The following is a 22,150-nucleotide window of genomic DNA, read 5'->3' as shown; positions in this document are numbered from 1 at the left end:
ATCTCCCCTTTCTTAGAACTGCGCCAAGAAGCGCATGTCGCCGGTCATGAGCGCGCGGAGGTCGGGCAGGTCGTAGCGCAGCGCCGCGACGCGCTCCACGCCGATGCCAAAGGCGAAGCCGGTGTAGCGCTCCGGGTCGACGCCGCAGTTGATGAGAACGTTGGGGTCGACCATGCCGCAGCCCAAGATCTCGATCCAGCCGGAGTGCTTGCAGAAGCTGCAGCCCTTGCCCCCGCAGACATGGCACGAGACGTCGAGCTCGCAGGAGGGCTCGGTAAAGGGGAAGAAATGCGGGCGGTAGCGCGTCTTGCGCTCGGGCCCGAACATGGCCTTCGCAAAGTAGTCGAGCGTGCCCTTAAGGTCGCCGAACGTGATGCCCTCGTCCACCACGAGGCCCTCGACCTGGTGGAACTGCGGCAGATGGCAGGCGTCGGCCGTGTCGGGGCGGTAGACCGTACCCGGCACGATGGCGTAGATGGGCGGCTCCTGGTGCTCCATGATATGAATCTGCCCGCCCGAGGTTTGCGTGCGCAGCAGCACGTCGGACTCACCCGCGGCGTGCGGCTCGGGGTGCACGACGCTGCCGGGCGCGTTATCGACCACGTAGAACGTGTCGCGCGCCGAGCGGCTGGGGTGATCCATGGGGGCGTTGAGCGCCGTGAAGTTGTACCAGCTGGTCTCGACCTCGGGACCGGCCTCGACGGTGTAGCCGATGGCGCAGAACACGTCCTCGATCTCTTGGGCGATCTGGTTGATGAGGTGCTGATGGCCGAGGGTGGGGCGGGCGCCGGGAAGCGTCACGTCAACGGCTTCGGTCGCCATGAGGTTCGCCATCGCCTGACGCTTGAGGTCGCTCGAGGCGTGCTCTATCAGCGTCTCGACGATGCGGCGCAGCTCGTTGGCGCGCTTGCCGAGCACCGGGCGCTCCTCGGGGGCGACCTTGCCCATCATGTGCATGAGCACCGTGATCTCGCCCTTCTTACCGAGGAGCGCGACGCGCGCCGCCTCGAGCGCATCGGCGCCGTCTGCGCCCTCGATCATCTCGCGCGCGCGGGCCTCGAGCGCGTCCAGATCCTCTATCAGACTCATACGTGTCCTTTCTGGTAGAGCCAATAAAAAACCGTCCTTGGGAACGAATCCCAAGGACGGCTCATATACCGCGGTACCACCTTGTTTGGCCGAGGGTTGTCTCCCCCCGTACCCCCTTTGACCCCGTCTCGTGGGGCAACGGCTTCCCTACTCAGCCGCGGCCATGAGTGCCCCTCATCGCCGCCGTACCGTTCAGGTCGCTGCTCGGGAGTGAACGCTGCATCCTTGCCTCCGCAGGTGGGCTCTCAGCCGGTGACCCTCCCTCTCTTGGCGGCGACGCGGCGGGTGCAACCCTCTCCGTCAACGCGTTGGTCGATATGTTAGCACAGCGCACGCTGCATCCACGTAGACGGGTGCAAATGGCACAAAACCGCCGACACGCGCCCGAGCACGAGCACCGCTCGGACACCGCACGGACACCGCACGGTCGTACGGTTGCGCTTCAAGTCCCTCCCTCGCGAAAGCGAGGAACCATATTGCCACCGCAGACACGATCGAGGGGGGGCGACCCCCGCCCTCTTTTTGGAATAGTCACGCTTACGGTCAAGTCGAATACTGCAAACGACCGTAAGCGTGACGTTATGCAAGGGAGGCGATCTTGCGAGCAAGAATGGCCGGCATCTCAAGGAAATCGCGTTTAGGCCCTCTATCACGTGGGAGATGTGACCTAAACGCGATTTCTTTCAGCAAGGGGGCTCGGGCGACCGGGGCGGGAGCCCGCGCGCCTACCTATCGGTGCCGACGCCCGCACCGAGCCGCTCGGCAACAGACGCCACGGCATCCTCGGTCACCGCGCCGCACGCCGTGCACGAGCCCACCGCAGCCGCGCCGCCCCGCACGGCGCCAGCGGCCCCGTGGCCCGCATCGCCCGTGTGGTCGGGACGGAACTTGCTGTCGTCCATGTCCATGGCGAGTGGCTTCACGCTCTCCATGGTAAAGCCCTTGCCTGCCCGCATGTTCTCCTTCGCCACCGAGATCATGAGCTTGATGCGGTTGAGCTGGTTCACCTCGGAGGCACCGGGGTCGTAGTCGACGGCCACGATGTTGCTCTCGGGGTGCTGGCGGCGCAGCTCCTTGATCACAGCCTTGCCCACCACGTGGTTGGGGAGGCACGCAAACGGCTGCGTGCAGATGATGTTGGGCGCGCCGTGGTCGATGAGGTCGAGCATCTCGGCGGTGAGCAGCCACCCCTCGCCCATGTTGTTGCAGAGACTGAGCACGCGGGTCGCCTTCTCGGCCATGACCGAGATGGGCTCGGGGCGCTCGAAACGCGCCGACTTCTCAAGCAGCTCGTCCACGGGCTTGCGCATCCAGTCTACGAGGCCGATCACCGCATCCATGGCCGCACGCGAAGCCGCCGAGCTGCCGAGCTCGTCCTTCTGCACCTTGGCGTTGCTCATGGAGTAGAGGAAGAAGTCCAGAAGCCCCGGCACGACGGCCTCGCAGCCCTCGTTCTCGATGACTTCTACCACATGGTTGTTGGCCGTGGGATGGAACTTGACGAGGATCTCGCCCACCACGCCCACGCGCGGCTTGGTGCCCTCGCCCACAAGCGGCATGGTGTCAAAGGCGCGGATGGCCTCGCGCGCGAGCTTGGTGAAGCTGCGACGGGTAAAGCTGGGCGCGAGCTTGCGGGCGCGGGCCATATAGTCCTCAAACAGGGCGTTGGCGGCGCCGGGCTCGGCCTCGTAGGGGCGGCAGCGGTAGAGCATCTGCATCATGACGTCGCCGAAGAGCACGCAGTAGACCGCGGCCTTGAGGAGCCCCGGCGACAGCTTGAAGCCGGGGTTGCTCTCGTCGAGCTTAACGGCCGAGAGCGAGATGACGGGGATCTCGGGGTGGCCGCTCTCGCGCAGCGCCTTGCGGATGAGCGCGATGTAGTTGGTGGCGCGGCAGCCGCCACCCGTCTGACTGATAATCACGGCCGTCTTGGAGAGATCGTAGCGGCCGCTCTCGATGGCCTCCATAATCTGGCCCGTCACCAGGATCGATGGGTAGCAGATGTCGTTGTTGACGTAGCGCAGGCCCGCCTCGACGGCGCCGCGGTCGGTGGAGGGCAAAAGCTCGAAGTTGTAGCCCGCGGCCTTCATGACCTCCTTGACGAGGTCGAAGTGGATGGGCGCCATCTGCGGGCAGAGGATGGTGTAGCCCGCGTCGCGCATCTCCTCGGTAAAGGGAACCTTCTCGAAGGCGGCGGAGTTGGCCCGCCGCTGCGCCGCGAGCGCGTACTTGTGCGTGGAGAACGCCGGCTCGTCCCCGCTCGGGGCAACCGGGGCGGCGTCGCCTTGCGTATAGGCCTCGCCGGCGGCAGCGGCCGCGGCGGCGCGCTCGGCCTCCTGGTCCTTGAGCGCCGCCATGAGCGAGCGGATGCGGATGCGCGCCGCGCCGAGGTTCGAGACCTCGTCGATCTTGAGCACGGTGTAAATCTTGCCCGACCCCTCGAGGATCTCCTGCACCTGGTCGGTCGTGAGCGCATCGAGGCCGCAGCCAAACGAGTTCAGCTGGATGAGGTCGAGGTCGTTGCGCAGCGTCACGAGCTTGGCCGCACGGTAGAGGCGGCTGTGGAACATCCACTGGTCAACCACGCGGATGGGGCGGTCCGGCTTGACCAGGTGCGCGACCGAGTCCTCCGTCAGCACCGCAAAGCCAAAGCTCGCGATGAGCTCGGGGAGGGCATGGTTGATCTCGGGGTCGTTATGGTAGGGGCGTCCGGCGAGCACGATGCCGTGGCCGCCGTGCTCCTCGATCCAGTGAATCGCCTCCTCGCCCATGGTCTGGATGTCCTCGTGGAATGCGGCATCCGCCTCGTAGGCGGCGTTCACCGCGGCGTCGACCTCGGATCGCGTGAGCTTGGGGCCGCGCACGCGTCCGCGCCCCGCCTCGGCATCCGCCACGCGCTCGACGGCGAGGATCTCGTAGAGGCGGCGCTTGAGCTCAACCTTGTCGTGGTAGGGCACAAACGGATAGAGGAACTCGACGTTTTTCTGGGCGATGTCGTCGATGTTGAGGCCCAGCGCCGTGGGGTAGCTCATGACGATGGGGCAGTTGTAGCAGTTACCCGCCGCCGGATCCTCCTTGCGCTCCCAGCGGATGCACGGCATCCAGATAAAGTCGACGTCCTTATCGATCAGGTTCATGATGTGGCCGTGGGAGAGCTTGGCCGGATAGCACACGCTCTCGGACGGCATGGACTCGATACCCGCATCGTACGTCTTTTTGCTCGAATCGTCGGAGAGCACCACGCGGAAGCCGAGCTTGGTGAAAAACGCGTGCCAGAACGGGTAGTTCTCGTACATGTTGAGCGCGCGGGGCAGGCCCACCGTGCCGCGCGACGCGTCGGCCTCCTCGAGCACGGGGCGGTTGAAGAGCAGCTCGTTTTTCTGCGCAAAGAGGTTAGGCACCTCGACCTTAGCCTTCTTGTGACCGGCGCCCTTCTCGCAGCGGTTGCCCGTGATGAAGCGGCGCCCGCCGCCAAAGTCGTTGATGGTGAGAAGGCAGTTGTTGGAGCAGCGGCCGCAGCGCGCGTGCTTCTGCGTGACGGTGAGGGTCGCAATCTCGTCGGCTGCAAGGATCGTCGAGACGCCCTCAGCGCCCGCCCGGTCGCGGGCGAGAAGCGCCGCGCCGTAGGCGCCCATGCACCCGGCGATATCCGGGCGGATGGCGTTGACGCCCGTCAGGAGCTCGAAGGCGCGCAGCGTCGCGTCGCTCATGAAGGTGCCGCCCTGCACGATGACCTTCGTGCCGATCTCTTTGGGATCGCGCAGCTTGATGACCTTGAAGAGGGCGTTTTTGATGACGGAGTAGGAGAGGCCGGCGGCGATGTCGCCCACCGTGGCGCCTTCCTTTTGCGCCTGCTTGACGCGGCTGTTCATAAAGACGGTGCAGCGGCTGCCGAGATCGACGGGGTTCTTGGCGGCGATGGCCGCTTGGGCAAAGGCTCGCACGTCCATGTTCATCGAGACGGCAAAGCTCTCGATAAAACTGCCGCAGCCCGACGAGCACGCCTCGTTGAGCATGATGTGCTCGATCACGCCGTCGCGCACGCGCAGGCACTTCATGTCCTGCCCGCCGATGTCGAGGATGAACTCGACGCCCGGCAGAAACGCCTTAGCGCCACGCAGATGCGCCACGGTCTCGATCTCGCCGGAGTCGGCCTTGAGGGCCTCGATGAGCAGGGCCTCGCCGTAGCCGGTGGTGGTTACGTGGCCGATGGTCGCGCCCGCGGGGATGTGCGCGTAGAAGTCGGCCATGATGACCTTGGCCGTGCCCAGGATGTCGCCGTTGTTGTTGCCGTACCAGGTGTGCAAAAGCTGGCCGTCCTCGCCCACCATGGCGGCCTTCATGGTGGTGGAGCCGGCGTCGATGCCGATGAACACGCGCTTGCCGGTGTAGGTGGCCGGGTCGCCCTTGGGCACGACCTCGCGGTCATGGCGCTCCTTGAACTCGCGGTAGGCCGCCTCGTCCGCAAAGAGCGGCTCCAGGCGCGCGACCTCGGACCCCTGCGTATCGCCGAGGGCGTCGATCGCAGCGATGAGCTCGGGGAACGTCGCGAGCTTGGTCGACTCGTGAGCCATGGCCGCGCCGGACGCCACAAAGAGGTGGGCGTTCTCGGGCACGATGCGGTGCTCCTCGTCGAGGTCGAGCGTGAGGTAGAAGCGGCGGCGAAGCTCGGAGAGGTACTGGAGCGGGCCGCCCAAGAAGGCGACGTTGCCGCGGATGGGGCGACCGCAGGCGAGGCCGGAGATGGTCTGCGTAACTACCGCCTGGAAGATGGAGGCAGCCACATCCTCGGGTGCGGCGCCCTCGTTGAGCAGCGGCTGCACGTCCGACTTGGCAAAGACGCCGCACCTGCTCGCGATGGGGTAGATGGTCGTCGCGCGGCGGGCGAGGTCGTTGAGCCCCGAGGCGTCGGTGTGCAGAAGCGTCGCCATCTGGTCGATGAACGCGCCGGTACCGCCGGCGCACGTGCCGTTCATGCGCTGCTCGATGCCCTGGTCGAAGTAGATGATCTTGGCGTCCTCGCCGCCGAGCTCGATGGCGACGTCCGTGCGCGGGATAAGCGTCTCGACAGCACGCTTGCTCGCGATGACCTCCTGCACAAATTCGAGGCCCAGCCACTGCGAGAGCAGAAGGCCTCCCGAGCCCGTGATGGCGCACGTCATCGGCGCCGTCTTGAGCAGGCCCTCGGCGCCCACAAACAGATCGCGAGCGCAGGCGCGCACATCGGTGTGATGGCGCTGGTACTTGGCGTAGACGATCTTGTTGTCGTCATTCAGCACCGCCAGCTTGACGGTGGTGGAGCCCACGTCGATGCCCAGATGGAGCGTGCCGTAGTTGTTCTCGGGCTGCCAGATGGCGCCCTCGGGCACCGGAGCAGTGACACCCTCGACGGGAATCTTAACCATAGATGGCCTCCTAGTTTGTTGCCGTGTCGGAAGGGGTCCCGTGTACGTTGAGACCCATGAGCTTCATGCCGTATGCCGGCACGTTGATGTCAATCGGCTTGCCGTACAGATCGCCCGGACGCACAAAAGCGACCACCGTCATGATGCGCGCCATGGTCTCGGGGCTCTCCTTGAGGCCCGTCTCGAACCAGCGGGAGACGATGCCCATCTCGGCAGCGACCACGTAGGCAAGGTAATAATCGAAAAACGTGCCGAGCGCGCCGGGGAAGATGCCCGTCTTCATGCGGCTCGCCACGGTGTCTCGCGCGATGGCCTGGATGCGCTGGGCAAAAGCCGGGTCGCCGCCGGGGCCGATGAGCGCGCCGATGAGGGCGCCGTTGCGCTTGAGATAGCCGAGCAGCTCGACGGCACCGGGTGCGGGCGCGAGGTCGTCGATGTTGCGATAGAGCCCGGCGAGATCCGTCGCGGCGATCCGTGCGATACGCGCGCGGATCTCGGCCAAGATGAGCTCCTCGGTATGCCCCACAAACGAGGGGATGTCCTTGTAGTGGGTGTAAAAGGTGCGCCGCGTAAGACCCGCGCGCTCGGTGAGCGATGCCACGGTGATGCGCGAGAGGTCCTCGCCCTCGTTGATGAGCTCGGCGAGCGCCGCGCGCATCAGGTGCTGGCTGCGCGCCGAGCGGCGATCGAGTTTTGTGGCGGGCGCATCCTGCCGCGCCGCCTGCACGTCGTCCGCCACGACGTCGTCTGTGGGCGACGTCGCTGCACGGTCCTCCCCGAGCGCCACCATAGATGTGACGTGTGCCACGCGTTCTCCTTCGTCTGCGTTATTGCACGACATGAGTAGTATTGCACATTACGTGCAATACTAAACGTCAGGAGGTACCGCGCACCTTGTTTCCACATGCACCCGGCAGGCGATGCCGGGAAACGCAAGCGGGCGCCTACGCGATGCTCACGCGCCCGCGCTCGCGCCGGAGCGTTGCCATGATGTGGCGCGGCACCGCGTGAAACGCGTTGCTGCCGATGACCGCGCTCGCGGCAGCCTTTGCCTCGTCGCTGCCGTTGGCCATCGCATAGGAATGCCGGAAGCGCTTGAGCATCGCGATGTCGTTGCCGCCGTCGCCGTACACGGCGCACTCGTCCTCGGTGTAGCCGTAGTACGAGGCGAGCCACGCCACGCCGGCGCCCTTGTTGGCATCGCGGTCGGAGATCTCGAACATGATGGGATTGAAGGGCGCGTTTACGAGCGTATCCTCGTGTGCGGCAAGATAGGCGGCGAGCTCTCGGCTCAAGCCCGGGTCGACGACGCGGCAGTTGACCTTGCAGACATCATGCAGCTTCAAGATGTCTGCCGTCGTCTGGTCGAAGTGCATCTGGTTCTGACCCACGGGGCCGCGCATGCCGCGGACGATGATGCGCTTGATGGGGTTGTCGCGTCTGAAGCCCTCGTCGTGCTGCTCCTTGGAACCGCGGATGAACATGCCCTCCGGCGTGGCGCAATCGAAGGGGATGGTGGGAAACGTGGTGAGCAGGTCCTCGAGCACGGCGGGGTCGATGGGGAAGGTCTTGAGCAGGTTGCCCTCGCGGTCGCGCACGATCGTGCCGTTAGATCCGAGCATGTCGACGGGAGCCCCGTCAAAACCGTGGTCATGGGTGGTCTGCACGGCGCGGCCGGTAGCGACGGCGATGTGCGCGCCCGCCGCGACGACGGCCTCGACGCAGCGCAGAATGGTTCGGTCGGTAGCATGGCGCACGTTCAGCAACGTGCCGTCCAGATCGCAGGCAAACAGCTTGATCATGAGGTGAGCATCCGTTCTCTCTTGGTACCGCGCCGGCAAGGGCGGGCCCGGGAGAGGGTGCCCTACCCGAGAGCGACGTCGAGCACCATCATGATCACGAAGCCCGCGATGACGCCGAGCGTGCCCACGTTGGAGTGCTCGCCCAGATGCGCCTCGGGGATGAGCTCCTCCACCACGACATAGATCATGGCACCCGCCGCGAAGGCCAGGAGCCATGGCATGAACGGAGCGATCCAGCCGCTCGCCAGCACTACGAGAATACCAAATATGGGCTCGACGATGCCGGAAAGCGAGCCGGCTGCAAAAGCCTTTACACGGCTGAACCCCTCGCGGCGCAGCGGCAGCGAGATGGCCGCCCCCTCGGGGAAGTTCTGCAGCCCGATACCGATGGCGAGGGCGAACGCCATACCGAGATACGCCTCGCCCGCCGCACCCGGTGCTTGCGACGCCATGGCGAAAAGCAGGCCCACGCTCATACCCTCGGGGATGTTGTGAAGCGTAACCGCCGAGACCAGAAGCGTCGTGCGCTTCCACGACGAGGGCAGCCCCTCGGGATCTTTCTCCCCCGCGTGAAGGTGGGGCAGCAGGGTATCGAGCGCGATGAGGAACGCGACGCCGAGCAGAAACCCGCCCGCAGCGGGGATCCAACCTATCTGGCCGAGCTCCTCGGCCTGCTCGATCGCGGGGTTCAGCAGCGACCAGACGCTCGCCGCGATCATCACGCCCGCAGCGAAGCCTAAAAAGATGTGATGCGTGAGCCGTCCCTTCTCCGGGTCGTTTGAGGTGAAGAGCACGACGGCTGAGCCCGCCGTCGTCATAAGCCACGTAAAGCCGCAGCCGAGCGCCGCCCATGCGAGCGCCTGGAGCGTCTGCTGGTCAAACATGCGATACCTCCTCGCGTGGCCGCCGTCTTTAGGTGCGGCGGCCGTCGGTTGTTCCAACGTGCGTCATAGCACTCATAGGGATACCCCGCCTGCACCCCGCGTACACAGAGGCGGGAGGCGTGACGCCCTCGTGCATCCCTCCGCGCCCGCGCGCGCACGTGCGCACCCCCCATCAACAAGTAGTTGAACACGCCGCCGGAACCTTTCGCCCGGCCTTCCTCGGAGCCTAGACTTATGTCTTGGCAGCTTTCTGCCATCTCAAGTTGCCGCCTATCATGCCGGAGAACCTATGGACATTCGTCACATACGCTATTTAGTTTCCGCCGTCGACGGCGGTTCGCTTTCTTCAGCGGCTAAGCAGCAGTTTGTGACCGTCCAAGCCGTTTCCAAAGGCATCTCCGAACTCGAGGCGGAGGTGGGCACACCGCTGCTCATCCGCAGCAATCACGGCGTCAAGCCCACCGCGGTCGGGCAGGGGTTCTACAACCGCGCGCGACGCATCCTCGACAGCTTCAACGAGCTGGAGGCCTTCTCCGACCGCGTCACCACCCAGCACTCGCGCGAGCGGCTGCTGCTCTCCTTCTGCGCGCCGCCGTTTGAGGGTGGCGACGTGGCTATGAAGCGCCTTGCGGATATCGTGGGCGCCAAGCTCGGTATCGAAATCGAGATCCTCATCGCCCCCGGCAAAACATCGCTCGAGGCGCTGCGTTCCGGCACCGTCGACGCCCTTTGCATGATCGGCTCATACAGCGCGCCGGACACCGACTGCATCGCCATCGGCAGCCTGCCGACGGGCGTGGGCATGACGAAGGGCCATCCTCTGGCGCGGCGCAAAACCTTGAGCCTTGCCGATGTCGCCCCCTACCCCATCATCTGGTCCGAGGACTTCGACTCGTTCAACCGCTCGATCTGCACCGTCTACCGAGAGCGGGGGCTCACCGCCCCCATCGTGCGCATCAACGAGGACGGAACGTGCGACCCCGCCGATACCGACCTCACCAAGGCCGTGTACTTCTCGGTGTACCTGTCTCCCTTTGGCCAGCCGTTTCGCGAGAGCCGCGTCGTCCCCATCGACGCATCCGAGGCAATCTCGATTCCCATCTGCCTCGTCACCCTCAAGACGACTAAGAGCGAAGCGTACCTCAAGCTCGAGCAGCAGCTCCGCTCCGTGTTCAAGCTGACGTCGCTTCTGCGCGCGTAACACGCGCACGTCACCCCACGCCGTCCCGTTGGCTATACTGCTGCATACGGCCTGCGGTAGCGGCCTGACACGGTAAGCCGAAAGGGCATGATGGACCAACGTAAACTGCACCGTTTTGACGCATGCGCGCAGGTACTCGCATGCCCCATCTGCAAGCAGCCCGTCTCACGCGAGGGCACATGCCTCGCCTGCGCCCACGGGCACCGCTTCGACATCGCCCGCCAGGGCTACGTCAACCTTCTCCGCGGCGCCCATGCGCACGACGCGTACGACCGCTCCTCATTTGAGCAGCGTCGACGCGTGTTTGCAAGCGGCCTCTATGCCCCGGTGGCCCAAGCTGTCGTCACGGCGCTCGCCGAGAGGTCGCCCTCATCTGGCCAACCGCTGCGCGTCCTCGACGCCGGCTGCGGCGAGGGCTATTTCGCCGAGGCCGTGCGCCGTACGGGCGCCGCGGTGTGCGCCTTCGACATCTCGCGCGATTCCATACAGCTCGCCGCAGGGCAAAACGCCGAGGACGGCATCCTCTGGTTTGTGGCCGACCTTGCCGCCATTCCCGTGCAGGACGGAGCCATCGACGCTGTCATCGACGTGTTCTCACCCGCACACTACGGGGAGTTCCGGCGCGTGCTCGCCCCCGGCGGGTGCGTCATCAAGGTCGTCCCCACGGCGCATCACCTGCACGAGGTGCGCGAGCTCGCCGCCGACCAGCTGCGCCACAGCGCATACTCCAACCGGCGCGTCATCGACCATTTTGCCGCATCGTGCAGGCTTATCAGCCGCACGACGGTCTCCCATACCCTCGCGCTCACGCCTAAGGTGCGCGATGCGCTCATCGCCATGACGCCGCTTCTGTTCTCGGTCGACGCCGCCGCCATCGATTGGTCGGGTCTCACGCGGGCGACCGTCGAGGCCGAGGTGCTCGTCGGCACGTGGTAAGGCCCGCTGGCACAGCGTACGCCGCGCCAGCGGAGCGCGGCAACGCCGCCACGCAACGCGAAAGGGCGGCCCGAGCATACGGACCGCCCTCATCGTCTGGTTTCTGATCCGGCGCGTCTGCATCAGACGCAGAGCCGGCGCCTGCGCGATTCAAGCACGCAGCACCCCGCGCTACTCCTTGGGGCAGAGCGCGAGCGCCGCCTCGTCGGCAACAACCACCACGTTATCGTGCAGCTGCAGGATAGAGGCCGGGCACTTGGGCGTCACGGGACCATAGCACATGTCGTAGACGGCCTGCGCCTTGGCGGGGCCGTTTGCGGCGATGACAATCATCTTGGCGAACATAATGGTCTGCACGCCCATGGTGTACGCCTGGCGCGGCACGTCCTCGATGCGATCGAACAGGCGGCTGTTCGCCTGAATCGTCGACTCGGTGAGGTCGACGCAGTGCGTGCCCTTGGAGAAGTGATCGTCGGGCTCGTTGAAGCCGATGTGACCGTTGTTACCGATGCCCAGCAGCTGCAGGTCGGGATACCCGGCCTCGGCCACGATGCGGTCGTACTCCTTGCACGCGGCCTCGGCATCGGGGTTGGAGCCGTCCGGCACATGGGTGCGGGACTGGTCGATGTTCACATGGTCGAAGAAGTTGGTCTTCATGAAATAGTGGTAGCTCTGCGGGTCATCGTGCGAAAGACCGCGATACTCATCGAGGTTGTAGGTCGAGACCTGGGAGAAGTCGCAGTCGCCCTTGTGGTTCCACTCGGCGAGCTGCTTGTACGCGCCGATGGGGGTGGAACCCGTAGCCAGGCCCAGCACGCAATCGGGCTTCAGGATAACCTGAGCGGAGATGATATTGGCAACCTTGCGGCTCATATCATCGTAATCACGAGCACGAACGATCTTCATAGCGCGGCCCCTTTCAAAGAGCTATCTACCAAAAGCGGCACCCGCCGTGACGTGCGCCGCCCGTTACCCCACCTATCGTTCTCGAGCCGTCATAAGCTTGTCGAGCTCATGGACCGTCTCTCCCACGCTACCTTTGATGCTAGAGAACTCGACCGCGTTGCAGATGAGAATCGGCGCGGTCAGATCATAACCCTCAGCCAGAATGGCGTCCCGATCGAACTCGATGAGCACGTCGCCGCATTTGACCGTATCGCCCACTTGCGCATGGACCGTAAAATGACGGCCCTCCAGCTTATAGGTGTCAAGCCCAAGGTGGATCAGGACATCGAGGCCGTTATCGGTATGCAAGGCGACCGCGTGCCCCGTGGGGAATATCGCCTTTACCTTACCGTCTGCCGGGGCGACCACCGTGGTGCCCGTGGGACGTATGGCCACGCCATCGCCCAGCGCCCCCGAGGAGAACGTCGAATCGCGCACCTCGGAAAGCGGTATCACGGTACCAGCCAAAGGCGCCAGAAGCACCTCGCTCTTACTCCGCGATGATAGCGAACTCAGAAAACGGCTGAACATGATCCCCCTTTCCCACTCGACGCATCCGCCTTCGGTTACGTCTCAATGGTACCCCAATTTGGGGTGTCTATCGTCCTCGCCATCCACCTTTGCGCGGCGCAGATGCACAGGCTGGAGCCAACACCGGCTAGGAGAACTTTTCTAAAGAAAAACAGATGGAGATGGCACAAAAAAACGGGACCGCCCAAAGGCGGCCCCGCATACAACCAGCGATGTCTCGTGCGGATTAGCGCTTGGAGAACTGGGGAGCGCGACGGGCCTTCTTGAGACCGTACTTCTTGCGCTCGACCACGCGCGCATCGCGCGTGAGGAAGCCGGCACGCTTGAGGTCGGCGCGGTAATCGCCGGCATCGAGAAGCGCGCGGGCGATGCCCAGGCGAAGGGCGCCGGCCTGACCGGAGATGCCGCCGCCATCGCAGAGGGCGATGACATCGAAGGCACCCTGGGTGTCGGTCACCTTGAAGGGAGCGAGCGCGTCGTCGAGCAGGTTCTTGCGACCGAAGTACTCGAGAGCGTCACGCTTGTTGACGGTCACCTTGCCGGTGCCGGGGACGAGACGGACACGGGCCACGGCATTCTTGCGACGGCCGGTGCCCTGGTAGACAACGGAGTTCTCAGCCATGGTTTACGCCTCCAGCTCGATCTTGACGGGGTTCTGGGCAGCATGGGGATGCTCGGTGCCAGCATAGACCTTGAGCTTGGTCAGCTGCTTGCGGCCGAGCGTGGTCTTGGGGAGCATGCCGCGGACGGCGCGCTCGATGACCTGCTCGGGGTGCTTCTCCATAGCGGCGCGGAAGCTCTCCGCCTTGAGGCCGCCGTTCCAACCGCTGTGACGATAGTAGGTCTTGTGAGCGGCCTTGTTGCCGGTAAGCTGGACCTTATCGGCGTTGATGACCACCACAAAGTCGCCGCAGTCGGAATTGGGGGTGAACTGAGGCTTGTTCTTACCACGCAGGATCATGGCGATCTGGGTGGCAAGACGGCCCAGCACGGCACCCTCGGCATCGATGAGAACCCAGTTGCGCTGGACCTCACCCTGCTTGGCGTAGTGAGTCGACTTAGAAATCACTTGGACTCCTCCAACAGTTACGTGTCTTGACAGAGATTCACGGGGCTCTGAAAAGTAACTTGTCGAGTATACCGCCCTACGCTCCGCCGTCAACCGTCAACCGCTGGTCATTCTCAGAGTCTCCGCATGTCATGCATGATTCTGGTGAACAAACTCCCGAATGCTCCCCAGAAGGCGCTGCGCCTCCTGGCGACCCTGGATGTAGAGGGTGAGGAGCTTCTCCGGATTGCGCTCCACATGGCCGACCTCAACCGGCGTGGGCGGCGCCACCACCAGGGCGCGACCCTCCTCCTCATAGGCGTCGATGTGAGCGCGCTGCTCGTTGTAGCGCTCGTGACGGTTCTCGAGCGCGTCCAGGAAATACGGGTACTCGCCATAGCGCGCTCGGGCCGCGCGCATGAGATCGTAGGGGCCCTTAACGTAAGAGCGGTCCTGCGTGAGCACCACGAGCGCCCGGCTATAGCCGTCGTGCTCGAGCGCCCGCTCCACCGGAACCGAGTCGGTAATGCCCCCGTCGAGGTAGAAATGCCCCTGTATCTCGACCGGAGGGGTCACGAGCGGCATCGACGTCGAGGCCCGCACCGCGTCGATGTCGAGGATCGGGTCCTTAACCTCCAGATACGCGGGCGTGCCGAAGACGATGTCCGAGACGGTGGCAAAGAGCGGCATAGGGTTGGCGAGATAGGCCTGCGTGTCAAACGGGTCGATGCGGTCCTGCACGTCATAGAGCATAAAGTCGTAGCCCACGAGGCTCCCCGACTGTGCGACGGCGCGCGAGCCCATGTAGCGGCTGTCGTTGCAGAAGGCGAGGTTCACGCGGTTGGCGCGACCGATCTGATGGGACTTGAAGTTGAGGCCGCAGAGGGTGCCCGCCGACACGCCGTAGCACGCGTCGAACGTGATGCCGTTCTCCATCAGCACGTCGAGCACACCCGCCGTAAACTGGCAGCGGAAGCTGCCGCCCTCCAACACGAGAGCCGTCTTGCCCGTGGTACCCGCAGCCGTCGTCATGATGCGCTCCTTTGCCATACGCAGACTAACGCGCTTCTTGTACCCCAATGGTGCGACGCCTGTCAGGCCCTCTTGTGTCGATTTGCCCCGAAACGTGCGCACCGCAACCCCGCCGGCACCGCGCGAGACGGCCGCGCGCATGCACCGGACCATCTTGTGGTATGATGAAATGTCAGCGCGATTCGATTGCGTGTCGCGCGATGGGAACATTGACAAGGTCGATGGCCTCGCCTATCTGGTGGGGACGCCGGCAGTCTCTTGTGATGGGGGCGACTGGTTTCGACGCGATAGCTCTGAGAGAGGAAGCAGGCCGTGGTCTCCTCGCCACGTTAAACAGGGGTACCGTCAAAATGAATTGACAAGAACTCTTCTTACGAGCCCCAGCTGGCTCTTGCCGCTTAGTTTATAGCTGGCACGCCAATCCCGGGATTTCCCCGCCCCGGGTGCGGTGTCATTTCAGGGGAATGCTCCCGCGCACGTAATCGGTATGGCGCGGGCTAAGACCGAACCGGTTGGGATGCCGCGAGCGTGTCGCTGCGCGCAACGCGTCCGAGATCAAACCAGCGACTGAGCCTGGAGATGCCGATCAGGGGGCTTTCGTGGACCGGAGTTCGATTCTCCGCGCCTCCACCAACGCAGCATGTGGGCGAACCGTGCTCTTCGGAGCGCCTCCGCCTTGTAAGAGACCCTCTACCTACGTGCAGGTAGAGGGTCTCTCTTTTTTTTCCTTCTTATAGCACGGGCGTGCACCCTGCGCACCAACGAAGACAGCAGCAGCTCCTCGCGCAACCTCGCGCGAAGCCGGCTCGCCTAGACGATGACAAGGTACAAAAGACATGCCGCCACGATGAGCGCGAAGCCCAGACCGACCACCCCCGTGACGCGGCGGCCGAGCTCGCGCTCGCGCAAGCGTTTGCAGAGGCCTGCCGAAGGTAACGCTTCCCCGTCGATTCAGCCCCGCGCCATCGACCCGGCAGCCATGCCGCGGTAGCCGCGTCGCTTCATCGGCACCTGCCGCCCCGTCAGCGGCCCCGCGGCCCCACCGTACATTCGCGGGTTCATTGCCGCGCGTTTTGCCCGGGCCTCGGGACATTTCTCGCGGCAATGAGCCCGGCAATGAACCCGCGAATGTACGGTCGACAGAACCGCAGGTGGCGGGCTGTACATTTCCCCTTGCAATGTACTCCCGGGTCCGTTTTCTCCTCTGCAGCGCATTTCCGGGTGCATTGCGGGCCATATTGCACCGGCGCCCCGGCAAAAGGGCTCGCAATGTACGCGGCTATGTACGCAGCAATGTGCACGGTGATGTACCAGCGCTCGCCAAAGACGCGCTAACCCAGGCAGAGGGCGATGAGCACCGGCACGCATGCCGAGCAGATGACGCCGTTGATGAGGGAGTAGACCACGCAGCGCTCGTCGGTATAGCGGATCATCATGGGGAGCGTGGTGTCCTCGCTCGTGGCGGCGCCGGCGGCGATGCAGGCGTACCCGTTCAGATACCGCGCGATCCAGGGGATGCAGAAAAACGAGAGCAGCTCCCGCATGAGATTGGCGAGAAAGGCGATGCCGCCGAGCTCGGCACCCACGGCGTTCTCGATGGTGACCCCGGCGAGACTGTACCACCCCAGACCGCTCGCCGCCGCCATGCCCTCCTGCACCGTGAAGCCGAGAGGGAGCGCCGCGAGCGCACCGCCCACGAGCGATCCGATGACAACGCCCGCCGGGATGACGAGCATCTTGAGATGATGCTCGCGAATGCTCGCCACCAGGCCGCGGTGCATGCCGACACCGATGCCGACAAGCGCCATGAGCAGCCAGAGCACGGGCTCGCTCGCATCCCCCAGCACGCGGACGAGCGCGCTGTCCGGCGCAGCCACGCCGAGGGCGATGCCGAGAGCGAGCATGATGAGCGCGGCGACCGCCATGCCATCGATGGGCAGGCGCAGCTTGGACTTCCCGCCGGCACGGTCGGCCGCGGGAGCGGCGGGGTCGGCGGCAGGGGCGACTGCGCCCCCGGCAGAAGCGGAAGCGGAGGAAATGGAGCCTGGCGCGGGCGCGTCGAGCAGGCGGGCGGTCAGGAGGTAGACGAGCACCACAGAGCATGCCGTGGGGATGAGGCAGAAAACGAGGCTCTTGCCACCCCAGGCGGCAACGCTGGCGAGAAAGCCCTCCCCCGAGCCGATGGAGGCGCCCATAGAGCCGATGAGCAGGCAGGTGCAGACAGTTTGCAGCTTGCCGTTATAGGGCCGAAAGCGCTCGGGCACCGCGAAGCGCCCCGCGAGCATGCCCACGACCATGATGATGAGAATATCCACGTGCGTCCCCCGGCGCCGTCCGGTTTATTTCCGGCGTCACAGTATCGCACAACCGGCAGGGCGCGGGGCACCGAGCGGCACCATCCGACGAAAAGCAGGCAGCCGCGGGGCGGATTCTCAAAGATGCGCACCGCTCGGCAGCCCGCGTGGCGGCGTCGCCGTCCCCGGCCGAATTCATCAGCGCCTCCCTTGCGCACCCAGCTCCGTCACTCGCCGCGCCGGGCACCGCGCTCGGTGCGCAGCAGAGCATCGACCAGCGCGTTGTCCTCGGGATCGGGCGAGCCGAGCGGCAGGCCGCACGCCTCGAAGAAATGGCTGCCCGCAAACTGCCGCGCCCGAAACGAGTCGTGCTCGCCGTCATCGAGGTAGCGCACCCGGCTGCGGCAATCCGTCGTACCGCAGAAGAGCGGGCCGTGGCCCCGTACGTAATCGAGATAGAGGGGGTCGCGCGACCACAGAAGAACACCGGCCATGTTCTCGAGCTCGTAGGCGGCGGCATACGCCTGCCATCGCCCGCCCCGCTCGCGGATATAACGGTCGAGCAGCGACGCCATGCGCGTGACGCGGCGGAGCGTGTCGGAGGCGGACATGACGCGGGGCTGGGCGCCATCTGGCACAGATGCGCCCCCGCCCGCGGGCGAGACGCCCGACACCGCTCCCTCACCTTGAGCAGGGCCCGCTTCAGCGGCAGAGCTCCCCTGCGCGAGGGCGGCCTCCCCCACCCCGCCGAGCAGCGGACCGCAGGCGGCGCGCAGCGACGCCAGGGCCTCCGCCCGCTCGGCCGGCGCGCAGAGCACGGCGGGAACCGTGAGCTTGATCGACTCATCGGGAAAGAGCTCGATGGCCGAGTGCGGCACCAGGCCGTCGAAGGCGATCGAGGTGCGGAAGATGAGCGAGTCGTGCGCATGCTGCACATGGCAGTCGAGCCTCTGGGCGGCAAAGGCGCGGCGCATGGCGGCGGCGCATGCGCTCACCTCGTCGCGCGAGGGCACGTCACGCGAGGGGCCGTCCATCCGGTAGAGGTACAGGTCAAAGAGCGGCACCGGGCGGGCGAAGAACACCGTGCGCCGGCAGAACTCGGCGATGTGCGAGCGCCGCCGCATCGCCTTGTCGTAGAGCTCCACGAGCGCGGTGCCCGTAGCCGGCCCCGACGTCGAGCCCTCGCGAATCTCCACGATGCCGTCGGCCACGTACGGCGGAAAACTGCCCTCGTCCACCCGCACGACGACCACGCCCTGCGCATCGTTGTTGGGATCGGCGATGAAGCGCACGTCGAAGGGCGGGGCGGGCGAAACATGGCGCCGGCAGAGCTCGCCGATAATCTGACTGTAGTCCGCCGAGAGCCTGGGTACCGGGCAGATGGCATGGTCGTCGTCGGCGATGCCGATGACGAGCCATCCGCCGCCCGAGTTGGCAAACGAGGCGATGATCTTGGGCACCTTTGCCTTGACGCTCGCGGCGAACGAGCGCTTGAACTCGAGCACGTAACCCTCGTCCATGGTCGCAAGCTGGGCGAGGTCGGCGTAAGTGAGGGCGGCAAGGCCGAGCGGCCGACCCTGCTCGTCGCGAAACGGGCTGAACATGGCGTACCTCCTGCGAGCGGCTAAGGGCATTTATACCCACAAGAACGCGGCCCCGCGGCAATATGCTCGCGGGGCCGCACCTCGATGGGGGCAGTGGGTCCGGCATGGCAGGAACAGACCCGCGCCCCGGGGAAGGAGGTCGCAGTAGGGCCGCTAGTCGGTTGCGGCCGGGGTGGCGCCGGAGGCATCGCCCTCGGCTGCGAGGTCGGCCTCGGGCGTGACGACCGGGTCGGCGTTCATAAGGTCGCTGCCGCGCCCGTAGCTCGGGCGGGCGGCGGCGTACTGGATGTCGAGGGCGAGCTGGCGCACGTCATCGGCATCGACCGTGTCGTAGCGATGGCACGAACACAGATGGTCGGGCAGGACCTCGCGCTGCTCGGGCGCCGAGACGTCGCACGCGCCCACCTTGGCGAAGCAGCGGCTCGCAAACCGGCAGCCCGCGGGCGGGTCGATGGGGCTCGGCACGTCGCCCTCGAGAATGATGCGACGGCGCTGCAGCTTGGGGTCGGGACTCGGGATGGCGGAGAGGAGCGCCTGCGTATAGGGGCAGAGCGGCTCGTGGTAGAGGCTGTTTTTGGGAGCAACCTCCATCAGGCGGCCGAGGTACATAACGCCCACGCGGTCGGAGATGTGCTTGACGACATTCAGGCCGTGCGCGATGAAAAGGTACGTGAGGCCAAACTGGTCCTTCAGGTCGTCCAGAAGGTTCAGCACCTGGGCCTGAATGGAGACGTCAAGGGCCGAGACCGGCTCGTCGCAGACGATGAGCTTGGGGTTGACGGCGAGCGCACGGGCGATGCCGACGCGCTGGCGCTGCCCGCCCGAGAACTCGTGCGGATAGCGGTTCTTCATGTAGCTCGCCAGGCCCACGCGCTCCAGCAGCTCATCAACCCGGGCATCCACCTGGTCTTTTGGCAGGATGTTGTTGGTGAGGATGGGCTCGGCCACAATCTGGCCGATGGTCATGCGCGGGTTCAGGCTCGCGTACGGGTCCTGGAAGATGAGCTGGATGTCGGTGCTCAGGCGCCGGCGGTCGCGCTGCGAGAGCGCGGTGATGTCCTCGCCCTCAAACAGGATGCGGCCGCTCGTGGGCTTGAGGAGCCCCACGATCATCTTACCGATGGTGGTCTTGCCGCAGCCCGACTCGCCCACGAGGCCAAACGCCTCGCCGCGCCGGATGGTGAAGTTGACGTCGTCCACCGCCTGCACGAAGGACGTCGGCTTGCCAAAGAAGTTGGTGTCGGCCACAAAGCTTTTCGTGAGGTGCTGCACCTCGATCAGGTTATCCGTCTTATCGATTGCCATGTGCTAGCGCACCTCCTTATCGAGCTCGGGACGGCGGGGGCGACGGGCGGCAGCGGCTGCGCGCGCGATGCGCTCGCGCTCCTGCTCCTCCAGGTCGGCCTTGACCTGGTGCGCTGCCTCGGTCGCCTCTTGGGCGCGCGCCACCTCGGCGGGATCGTCGTAGAGGAAGCACCGGACGCGCCGCGTGGTGCCGGGAACCGTCCTGAGCTCGGGACGCTCGGCACGGCACCGGTCGAAGCACCGCTCGCAACGGTCGGAGAACGGGCAGCCCGCCGGCATGTCGAGCGGGTTGGGCACCGACCCCGAGATCTGGTAGAGCCGCTCGGATTCCTCATCCTCCAAGCGCGGGATGGACTCCAGCAGGCCCAGCGTGTAGGGGTGGAGCGGATGCTCGAAGAGCTCGAACTTCTCGCCCTCCTCCACGAGCTGCCCGCAGTACATGACGACCACGCGGTCGGCCACCTCGGACACGACGCCGAGGTCGTGCGTGATGAGGAGCACCGCCATGTTGAACTCGCTGCGAAGCTTGTAGATGAGGTCCAGGATCTGCGCCTGGATCGTCACGTCGAGCGCCGTCGTGGGCTCGTCGGCGATGAGCAGCTTGGGGTCGCAGGAGAGCGCCATGGCGATCATGACGCGCTGGCGCATGCCGCCGGACATCTGATGCGGATAGTCGCGTGCGCGCTCCTCGGGACTGGGGATCCCCACGATGCGGAGCATCTCCACGGCGCGCGCCCACGCCTCCTTCTTGTTCATGTCGGAGTGCGTCTGAATGGCCTCCACGATCTGGTCGCCCACGCGGTAGACCGGGTTCAAGCTCGTCATGGGCTCTTGGAAGATCATCGAGATCTGCCCGCCGCGGACCTGCTCCATCTCCTCCTCCGAGGCGGCCAGCAGGTCCTTGCCGTCAAAGGTGATGGAGCCCTCGGCGACGTGACCCGGCTCCTGCAAGAGCCCCATGATGGAAAGCGATGTCACGCTCTTGCCCGAGCCGGACTCGCCCACCACGGCGAGAATCTCGCCACGCTCCAGATCGAAGGTCACCCCGTTGACCGCGCGCACCACGCCCTTGCGGGTGGGAAACTCGGTGACGAGGTCGTGTACCTCTAACAATGCCATGGCACTCACCTCGCCCTGCTCTTGGGGTCAAACGCATCGCGGATACCGTCGCCCAGCAGGTTGAACGCAAGCACCGTGACGGTGATGGCGAGACCCGGGAAGATCATGGCGTGCGGCGCCGCGAAGATGTAGTTGCGGCCGCGGCCGAGCATGTCGCCCCACTCCGCCGCCGGCGGCTGCACGCCGAGACCCAGAAAACCGAGCGCCGCCGCGTCGAGAATGGCGCTCGAGATGCCGAGCGTCGCGCGGACGATGATGGAGGGCATGACGTTGGGGAGCACGTGACGGAAGATGATGGTCGCGTCCGAATCGCCGATGACGCGGGCGGCGGCCACGTAATCCGACTGCTTGACCGCGAGCACCTGGCTGCGCACGATGCGCGCGTACTCGGGAATGGACACGAAGCCGATGGCGATGATCGCCTTGTCGATGCCGCGCCCAAGCGCCGCCATGAAGGCGATGGCGAGCAGGATCGACGGGATGGCGAGCATCATGTCCATGCAGCGCATGATGATGGTGTCTACGACACCTCCCTTGTAACCGGCGATGGCGCCGAGCGTCACGCCGATGACGAGCGAGATCGCCACGGAGAGCAGGCCGACCGTGAGCGAGATCTGGCTGCCGATGAGCACGCGGCAGAAGATATCGCGCCCCTGCTGGTCGGTCCCGAACCAATGCGCGAGGCTCGGTCCCTCGAAGGAGGCCGAAAGGTCTTGCTGATAGGGGTCGTAGGGCAAGATGCCCGGTGCGATGAAGGTGACGATGGCCACGAGCGCGAGCGCCGCGATGATAACGAGACTCACCATAGCGGGGATGTTCTGGCTGAGGGCGTACCAGACGTCCTTCCAGAGCGACTCGGTCTTCTCAGCGGCGGGCGCCTGGGGGGCGCCGTCGGGACCCTCGGGCGCGCCCGCGCGGCGCTTGTCAAGGTTGACGGATGCAGCTGCCATGCGTA

The 22,150-nt window shown here is 65.4% G+C and carries 17 protein-coding genes and 1 other RNA gene; 3 read left to right on the top strand and 15 right to left on the bottom strand.

Going from position 1 to position 22,150, the window contains the following annotated elements; genetic code table 11:
* Window positions 1-12: 12 nt before the first annotated feature.
* The 5 genes from pheS to B5F70_RS07070 all read right to left on the bottom strand — a co-directional run bounded on the left by pheS (window position 13) and on the right by B5F70_RS07070 (window position 9,180).
* Window positions 13-1,089, bottom strand: coding sequence for a phenylalanine--tRNA ligase subunit alpha (gene pheS, locus B5F70_RS07090; protein ID WP_087204874.1), 1,077 nt, complete (start codon window positions 1,087-1,089; stop codon window positions 13-15).
* Window positions 1,090-1,814: 725 nt separating this feature from the next.
* Window positions 1,815-6,494, bottom strand: a complete 4,680-nt coding sequence (locus B5F70_RS07085) for a 2-hydroxyacyl-CoA dehydratase (protein WP_087204873.1) — start codon at window positions 6,492-6,494, stop codon at window positions 1,815-1,817.
* A gap of 10 nt (window positions 6,495-6,504) precedes the next feature.
* Window positions 6,505-7,302, bottom strand: coding sequence for a TetR/AcrR family transcriptional regulator C-terminal domain-containing protein (locus B5F70_RS07080; protein ID WP_241145931.1), 798 nt, complete (start codon window positions 7,300-7,302; stop codon window positions 6,505-6,507).
* Between the two features lie 136 nt (window positions 7,303-7,438).
* Window positions 7,439-8,296 carry an HAD family hydrolase gene (locus tag B5F70_RS07075; protein ID WP_087204871.1) on the bottom strand — a complete coding sequence of 286 codons (858 nt, stop codon included), beginning with the start codon at window positions 8,294-8,296 and terminating at the stop codon, window positions 7,439-7,441.
* A gap of 62 nt (window positions 8,297-8,358) precedes the next feature.
* A complete protein-coding gene (locus B5F70_RS07070) occupies window positions 8,359-9,180 on the bottom strand; it encodes a ZIP family metal transporter (protein ID WP_087204870.1) in 822 nt (273 codons plus the stop codon).
* A gap of 289 nt (window positions 9,181-9,469) precedes the next feature.
* Here B5F70_RS07070 and B5F70_RS07065 point away from each other — a divergent pair, with 289 nt between their 5' ends.
* Together B5F70_RS07065 and B5F70_RS07060 are read left to right on the top strand one after the other, a co-directional pair.
* Window positions 9,470-10,381 carry a LysR family transcriptional regulator gene (locus tag B5F70_RS07065; RefSeq protein WP_087204869.1) on the top strand — a complete coding sequence of 304 codons (912 nt, stop codon included), beginning with the start codon at window positions 9,470-9,472 and terminating at the stop codon, window positions 10,379-10,381.
* A gap of 90 nt (window positions 10,382-10,471) precedes the next feature.
* Window positions 10,472-11,317 carry a putative RNA methyltransferase gene (locus tag B5F70_RS07060; RefSeq protein WP_158094961.1) on the top strand — a complete coding sequence of 282 codons (846 nt, stop codon included), beginning with the start codon at window positions 10,472-10,474 and terminating at the stop codon, window positions 11,315-11,317.
* A gap of 171 nt (window positions 11,318-11,488) precedes the next feature.
* Here B5F70_RS07060 and nagB read toward each other — a convergent pair whose 3' ends face one another.
* The 5 genes from nagB to B5F70_RS07035 all read right to left on the bottom strand — a co-directional run bounded on the left by nagB (window position 11,489) and on the right by B5F70_RS07035 (window position 14,873).
* Window positions 11,489-12,223 carry a glucosamine-6-phosphate deaminase gene (gene nagB, locus B5F70_RS07055; protein WP_087204867.1) on the bottom strand — a complete coding sequence of 245 codons (735 nt, stop codon included), beginning with the start codon at window positions 12,221-12,223 and terminating at the stop codon, window positions 11,489-11,491.
* A 72-nt stretch (window positions 12,224-12,295) separates the two neighbouring features.
* Window positions 12,296-12,793 carry a PTS glucose transporter subunit IIA gene (locus B5F70_RS07050; protein WP_087204866.1) on the bottom strand — a complete coding sequence of 166 codons (498 nt, stop codon included), beginning with the start codon at window positions 12,791-12,793 and terminating at the stop codon, window positions 12,296-12,298.
* A gap of 226 nt (window positions 12,794-13,019) precedes the next feature.
* Window positions 13,020-13,415 carry a 30S ribosomal protein S9 gene (gene rpsI / locus B5F70_RS07045; protein WP_087204865.1) on the bottom strand — a complete coding sequence of 132 codons (396 nt, stop codon included), beginning with the start codon at window positions 13,413-13,415 and terminating at the stop codon, window positions 13,020-13,022.
* A 3-nt stretch (window positions 13,416-13,418) separates the two neighbouring features.
* On the bottom strand, window positions 13,419-13,862 hold the full coding sequence (gene rplM, locus B5F70_RS07040; RefSeq protein ID WP_087204864.1) for a 50S ribosomal protein L13: 444 nt from the start codon (window positions 13,860-13,862) through the stop codon (window positions 13,419-13,421).
* A gap of 129 nt (window positions 13,863-13,991) precedes the next feature.
* Window positions 13,992-14,873, bottom strand: coding sequence for a patatin family protein (locus B5F70_RS07035; RefSeq protein WP_206383521.1), 882 nt, complete (start codon window positions 14,871-14,873; stop codon window positions 13,992-13,994).
* 265 nt (window positions 14,874-15,138) lie between these two features.
* Here B5F70_RS07035 and ssrA point away from each other — a divergent pair.
* Window positions 15,139-15,506: a transfer-messenger RNA gene (gene ssrA / locus B5F70_RS07030) on the top strand.
* Window positions 15,507-16,204: 698 nt separating this feature from the next.
* Here ssrA and B5F70_RS10770 read toward each other — a convergent pair.
* The 5 genes from B5F70_RS10770 to nikC all read right to left on the bottom strand — a co-directional run bounded on the left by B5F70_RS10770 (window position 16,205) and on the right by nikC (window position 22,145).
* Complete coding sequence (locus tag B5F70_RS10770) at window positions 16,205-17,188, bottom strand: lysine exporter LysO family protein (RefSeq protein WP_204555444.1); 984 nt, start codon at window positions 17,186-17,188, stop codon at window positions 16,205-16,207.
* Between the two features lie 206 nt (window positions 17,189-17,394).
* Window positions 17,395-18,771: an ATP-binding protein gene (locus tag B5F70_RS07020; RefSeq protein WP_158094960.1), complete on the bottom strand. Its 1,377-nt coding sequence runs from the start codon at window positions 18,769-18,771 to the stop codon at window positions 17,395-17,397.
* 153 nt (window positions 18,772-18,924) lie between these two features.
* A complete protein-coding gene (locus tag B5F70_RS07015; protein ID WP_087204861.1) occupies window positions 18,925-20,076 on the bottom strand; it encodes an oligopeptide/dipeptide ABC transporter ATP-binding protein in 1,152 nt (383 codons plus the stop codon).
* A gap of 3 nt (window positions 20,077-20,079) precedes the next feature.
* Entirely contained in the window at window positions 20,080-21,195 is a 1,116-nt protein-coding gene (locus B5F70_RS07010) for an ABC transporter ATP-binding protein (protein WP_087204860.1), read from the bottom strand.
* Between the two features lie 5 nt (window positions 21,196-21,200).
* Window positions 21,201-22,145 (bottom strand): nickel transporter permease, encoded by a 945-nt coding sequence (gene nikC / locus B5F70_RS07005; protein WP_239463110.1) that lies wholly within the window; start codon window positions 22,143-22,145, stop codon window positions 21,201-21,203.
* Window positions 22,146-22,150: the final 5 nt, after the last annotated feature.

Origin of the sequence: Collinsella sp. An268, assembly GCF_002159765.1 — a bacterium.
In the GTDB taxonomy this organism is placed as follows: domain Bacteria; phylum Actinomycetota; class Coriobacteriia; order Coriobacteriales; family Coriobacteriaceae; genus Coprousia.
The sequence above is the reverse complement of the archived record's forward strand: the minus strand, read 5'-3'. Positions and strand labels throughout refer to the sequence as shown.

What these genes read in the sequence shown, in the direction of transcription:
- pheS (WP_087204874.1), bottom strand. Translation starts at nt 1,089, where the DNA reads ATGAGTCTGATAGAGGATCTGGACGCGCTCGAGGCCCGCGCGCGCGAG.
- B5F70_RS07085 (WP_087204873.1), bottom strand. Translation starts at nt 6,494, where the DNA reads ATGGTTAAGATTCCCGTCGAGGGTGTCACTGCTCCGGTGCCCGAGGGC.
- B5F70_RS07075 (WP_087204871.1), bottom strand. Translation starts at nt 8,296, where the DNA reads ATGATCAAGCTGTTTGCCTGCGATCTGGACGGCACGTTGCTGAACGTG.
- B5F70_RS07070 (WP_087204870.1), bottom strand. Translation starts at nt 9,180, where the DNA reads ATGTTTGACCAGCAGACGCTCCAGGCGCTCGCATGGGCGGCGCTCGGC.
- B5F70_RS07065 (WP_087204869.1), top strand. Translation starts at nt 9,470, where the DNA reads ATGGACATTCGTCACATACGCTATTTAGTTTCCGCCGTCGACGGCGGT.
- B5F70_RS07060 (WP_158094961.1), top strand. Translation starts at nt 10,472, where the DNA reads ATGGACCAACGTAAACTGCACCGTTTTGACGCATGCGCGCAGGTACTC.
- nagB (WP_087204867.1), bottom strand. Translation starts at nt 12,223, where the DNA reads ATGAAGATCGTTCGTGCTCGTGATTACGATGATATGAGCCGCAAGGTT.
- B5F70_RS07050 (WP_087204866.1), bottom strand. Translation starts at nt 12,793, where the DNA reads ATGTTCAGCCGTTTTCTGAGTTCGCTATCATCGCGGAGTAAGAGCGAG.
- rpsI (WP_087204865.1), bottom strand. Translation starts at nt 13,415, where the DNA reads ATGGCTGAGAACTCCGTTGTCTACCAGGGCACCGGCCGTCGCAAGAAT.
- B5F70_RS07035 (WP_206383521.1), bottom strand. Translation starts at nt 14,873, where the DNA reads ATGACGACGGCTGCGGGTACCACGGGCAAGACGGCTCTCGTGTTGGAG.
- B5F70_RS07020 (WP_158094960.1), bottom strand. Translation starts at nt 18,771, where the DNA reads ATGTTCAGCCCGTTTCGCGACGAGCAGGGTCGGCCGCTCGGCCTTGCC.
- B5F70_RS07015 (WP_087204861.1), bottom strand. Translation starts at nt 20,076, where the DNA reads ATGGCAATCGATAAGACGGATAACCTGATCGAGGTGCAGCACCTCACG.
- B5F70_RS07010 (WP_087204860.1), bottom strand. Translation starts at nt 21,195, where the DNA reads ATGGCATTGTTAGAGGTACACGACCTCGTCACCGAGTTTCCCACCCGC.
- nikC (WP_239463110.1), bottom strand. Translation starts at nt 22,145, where the DNA reads ATGGCAGCTGCATCCGTCAACCTTGACAAGCGCCGCGCGGGCGCGCCC.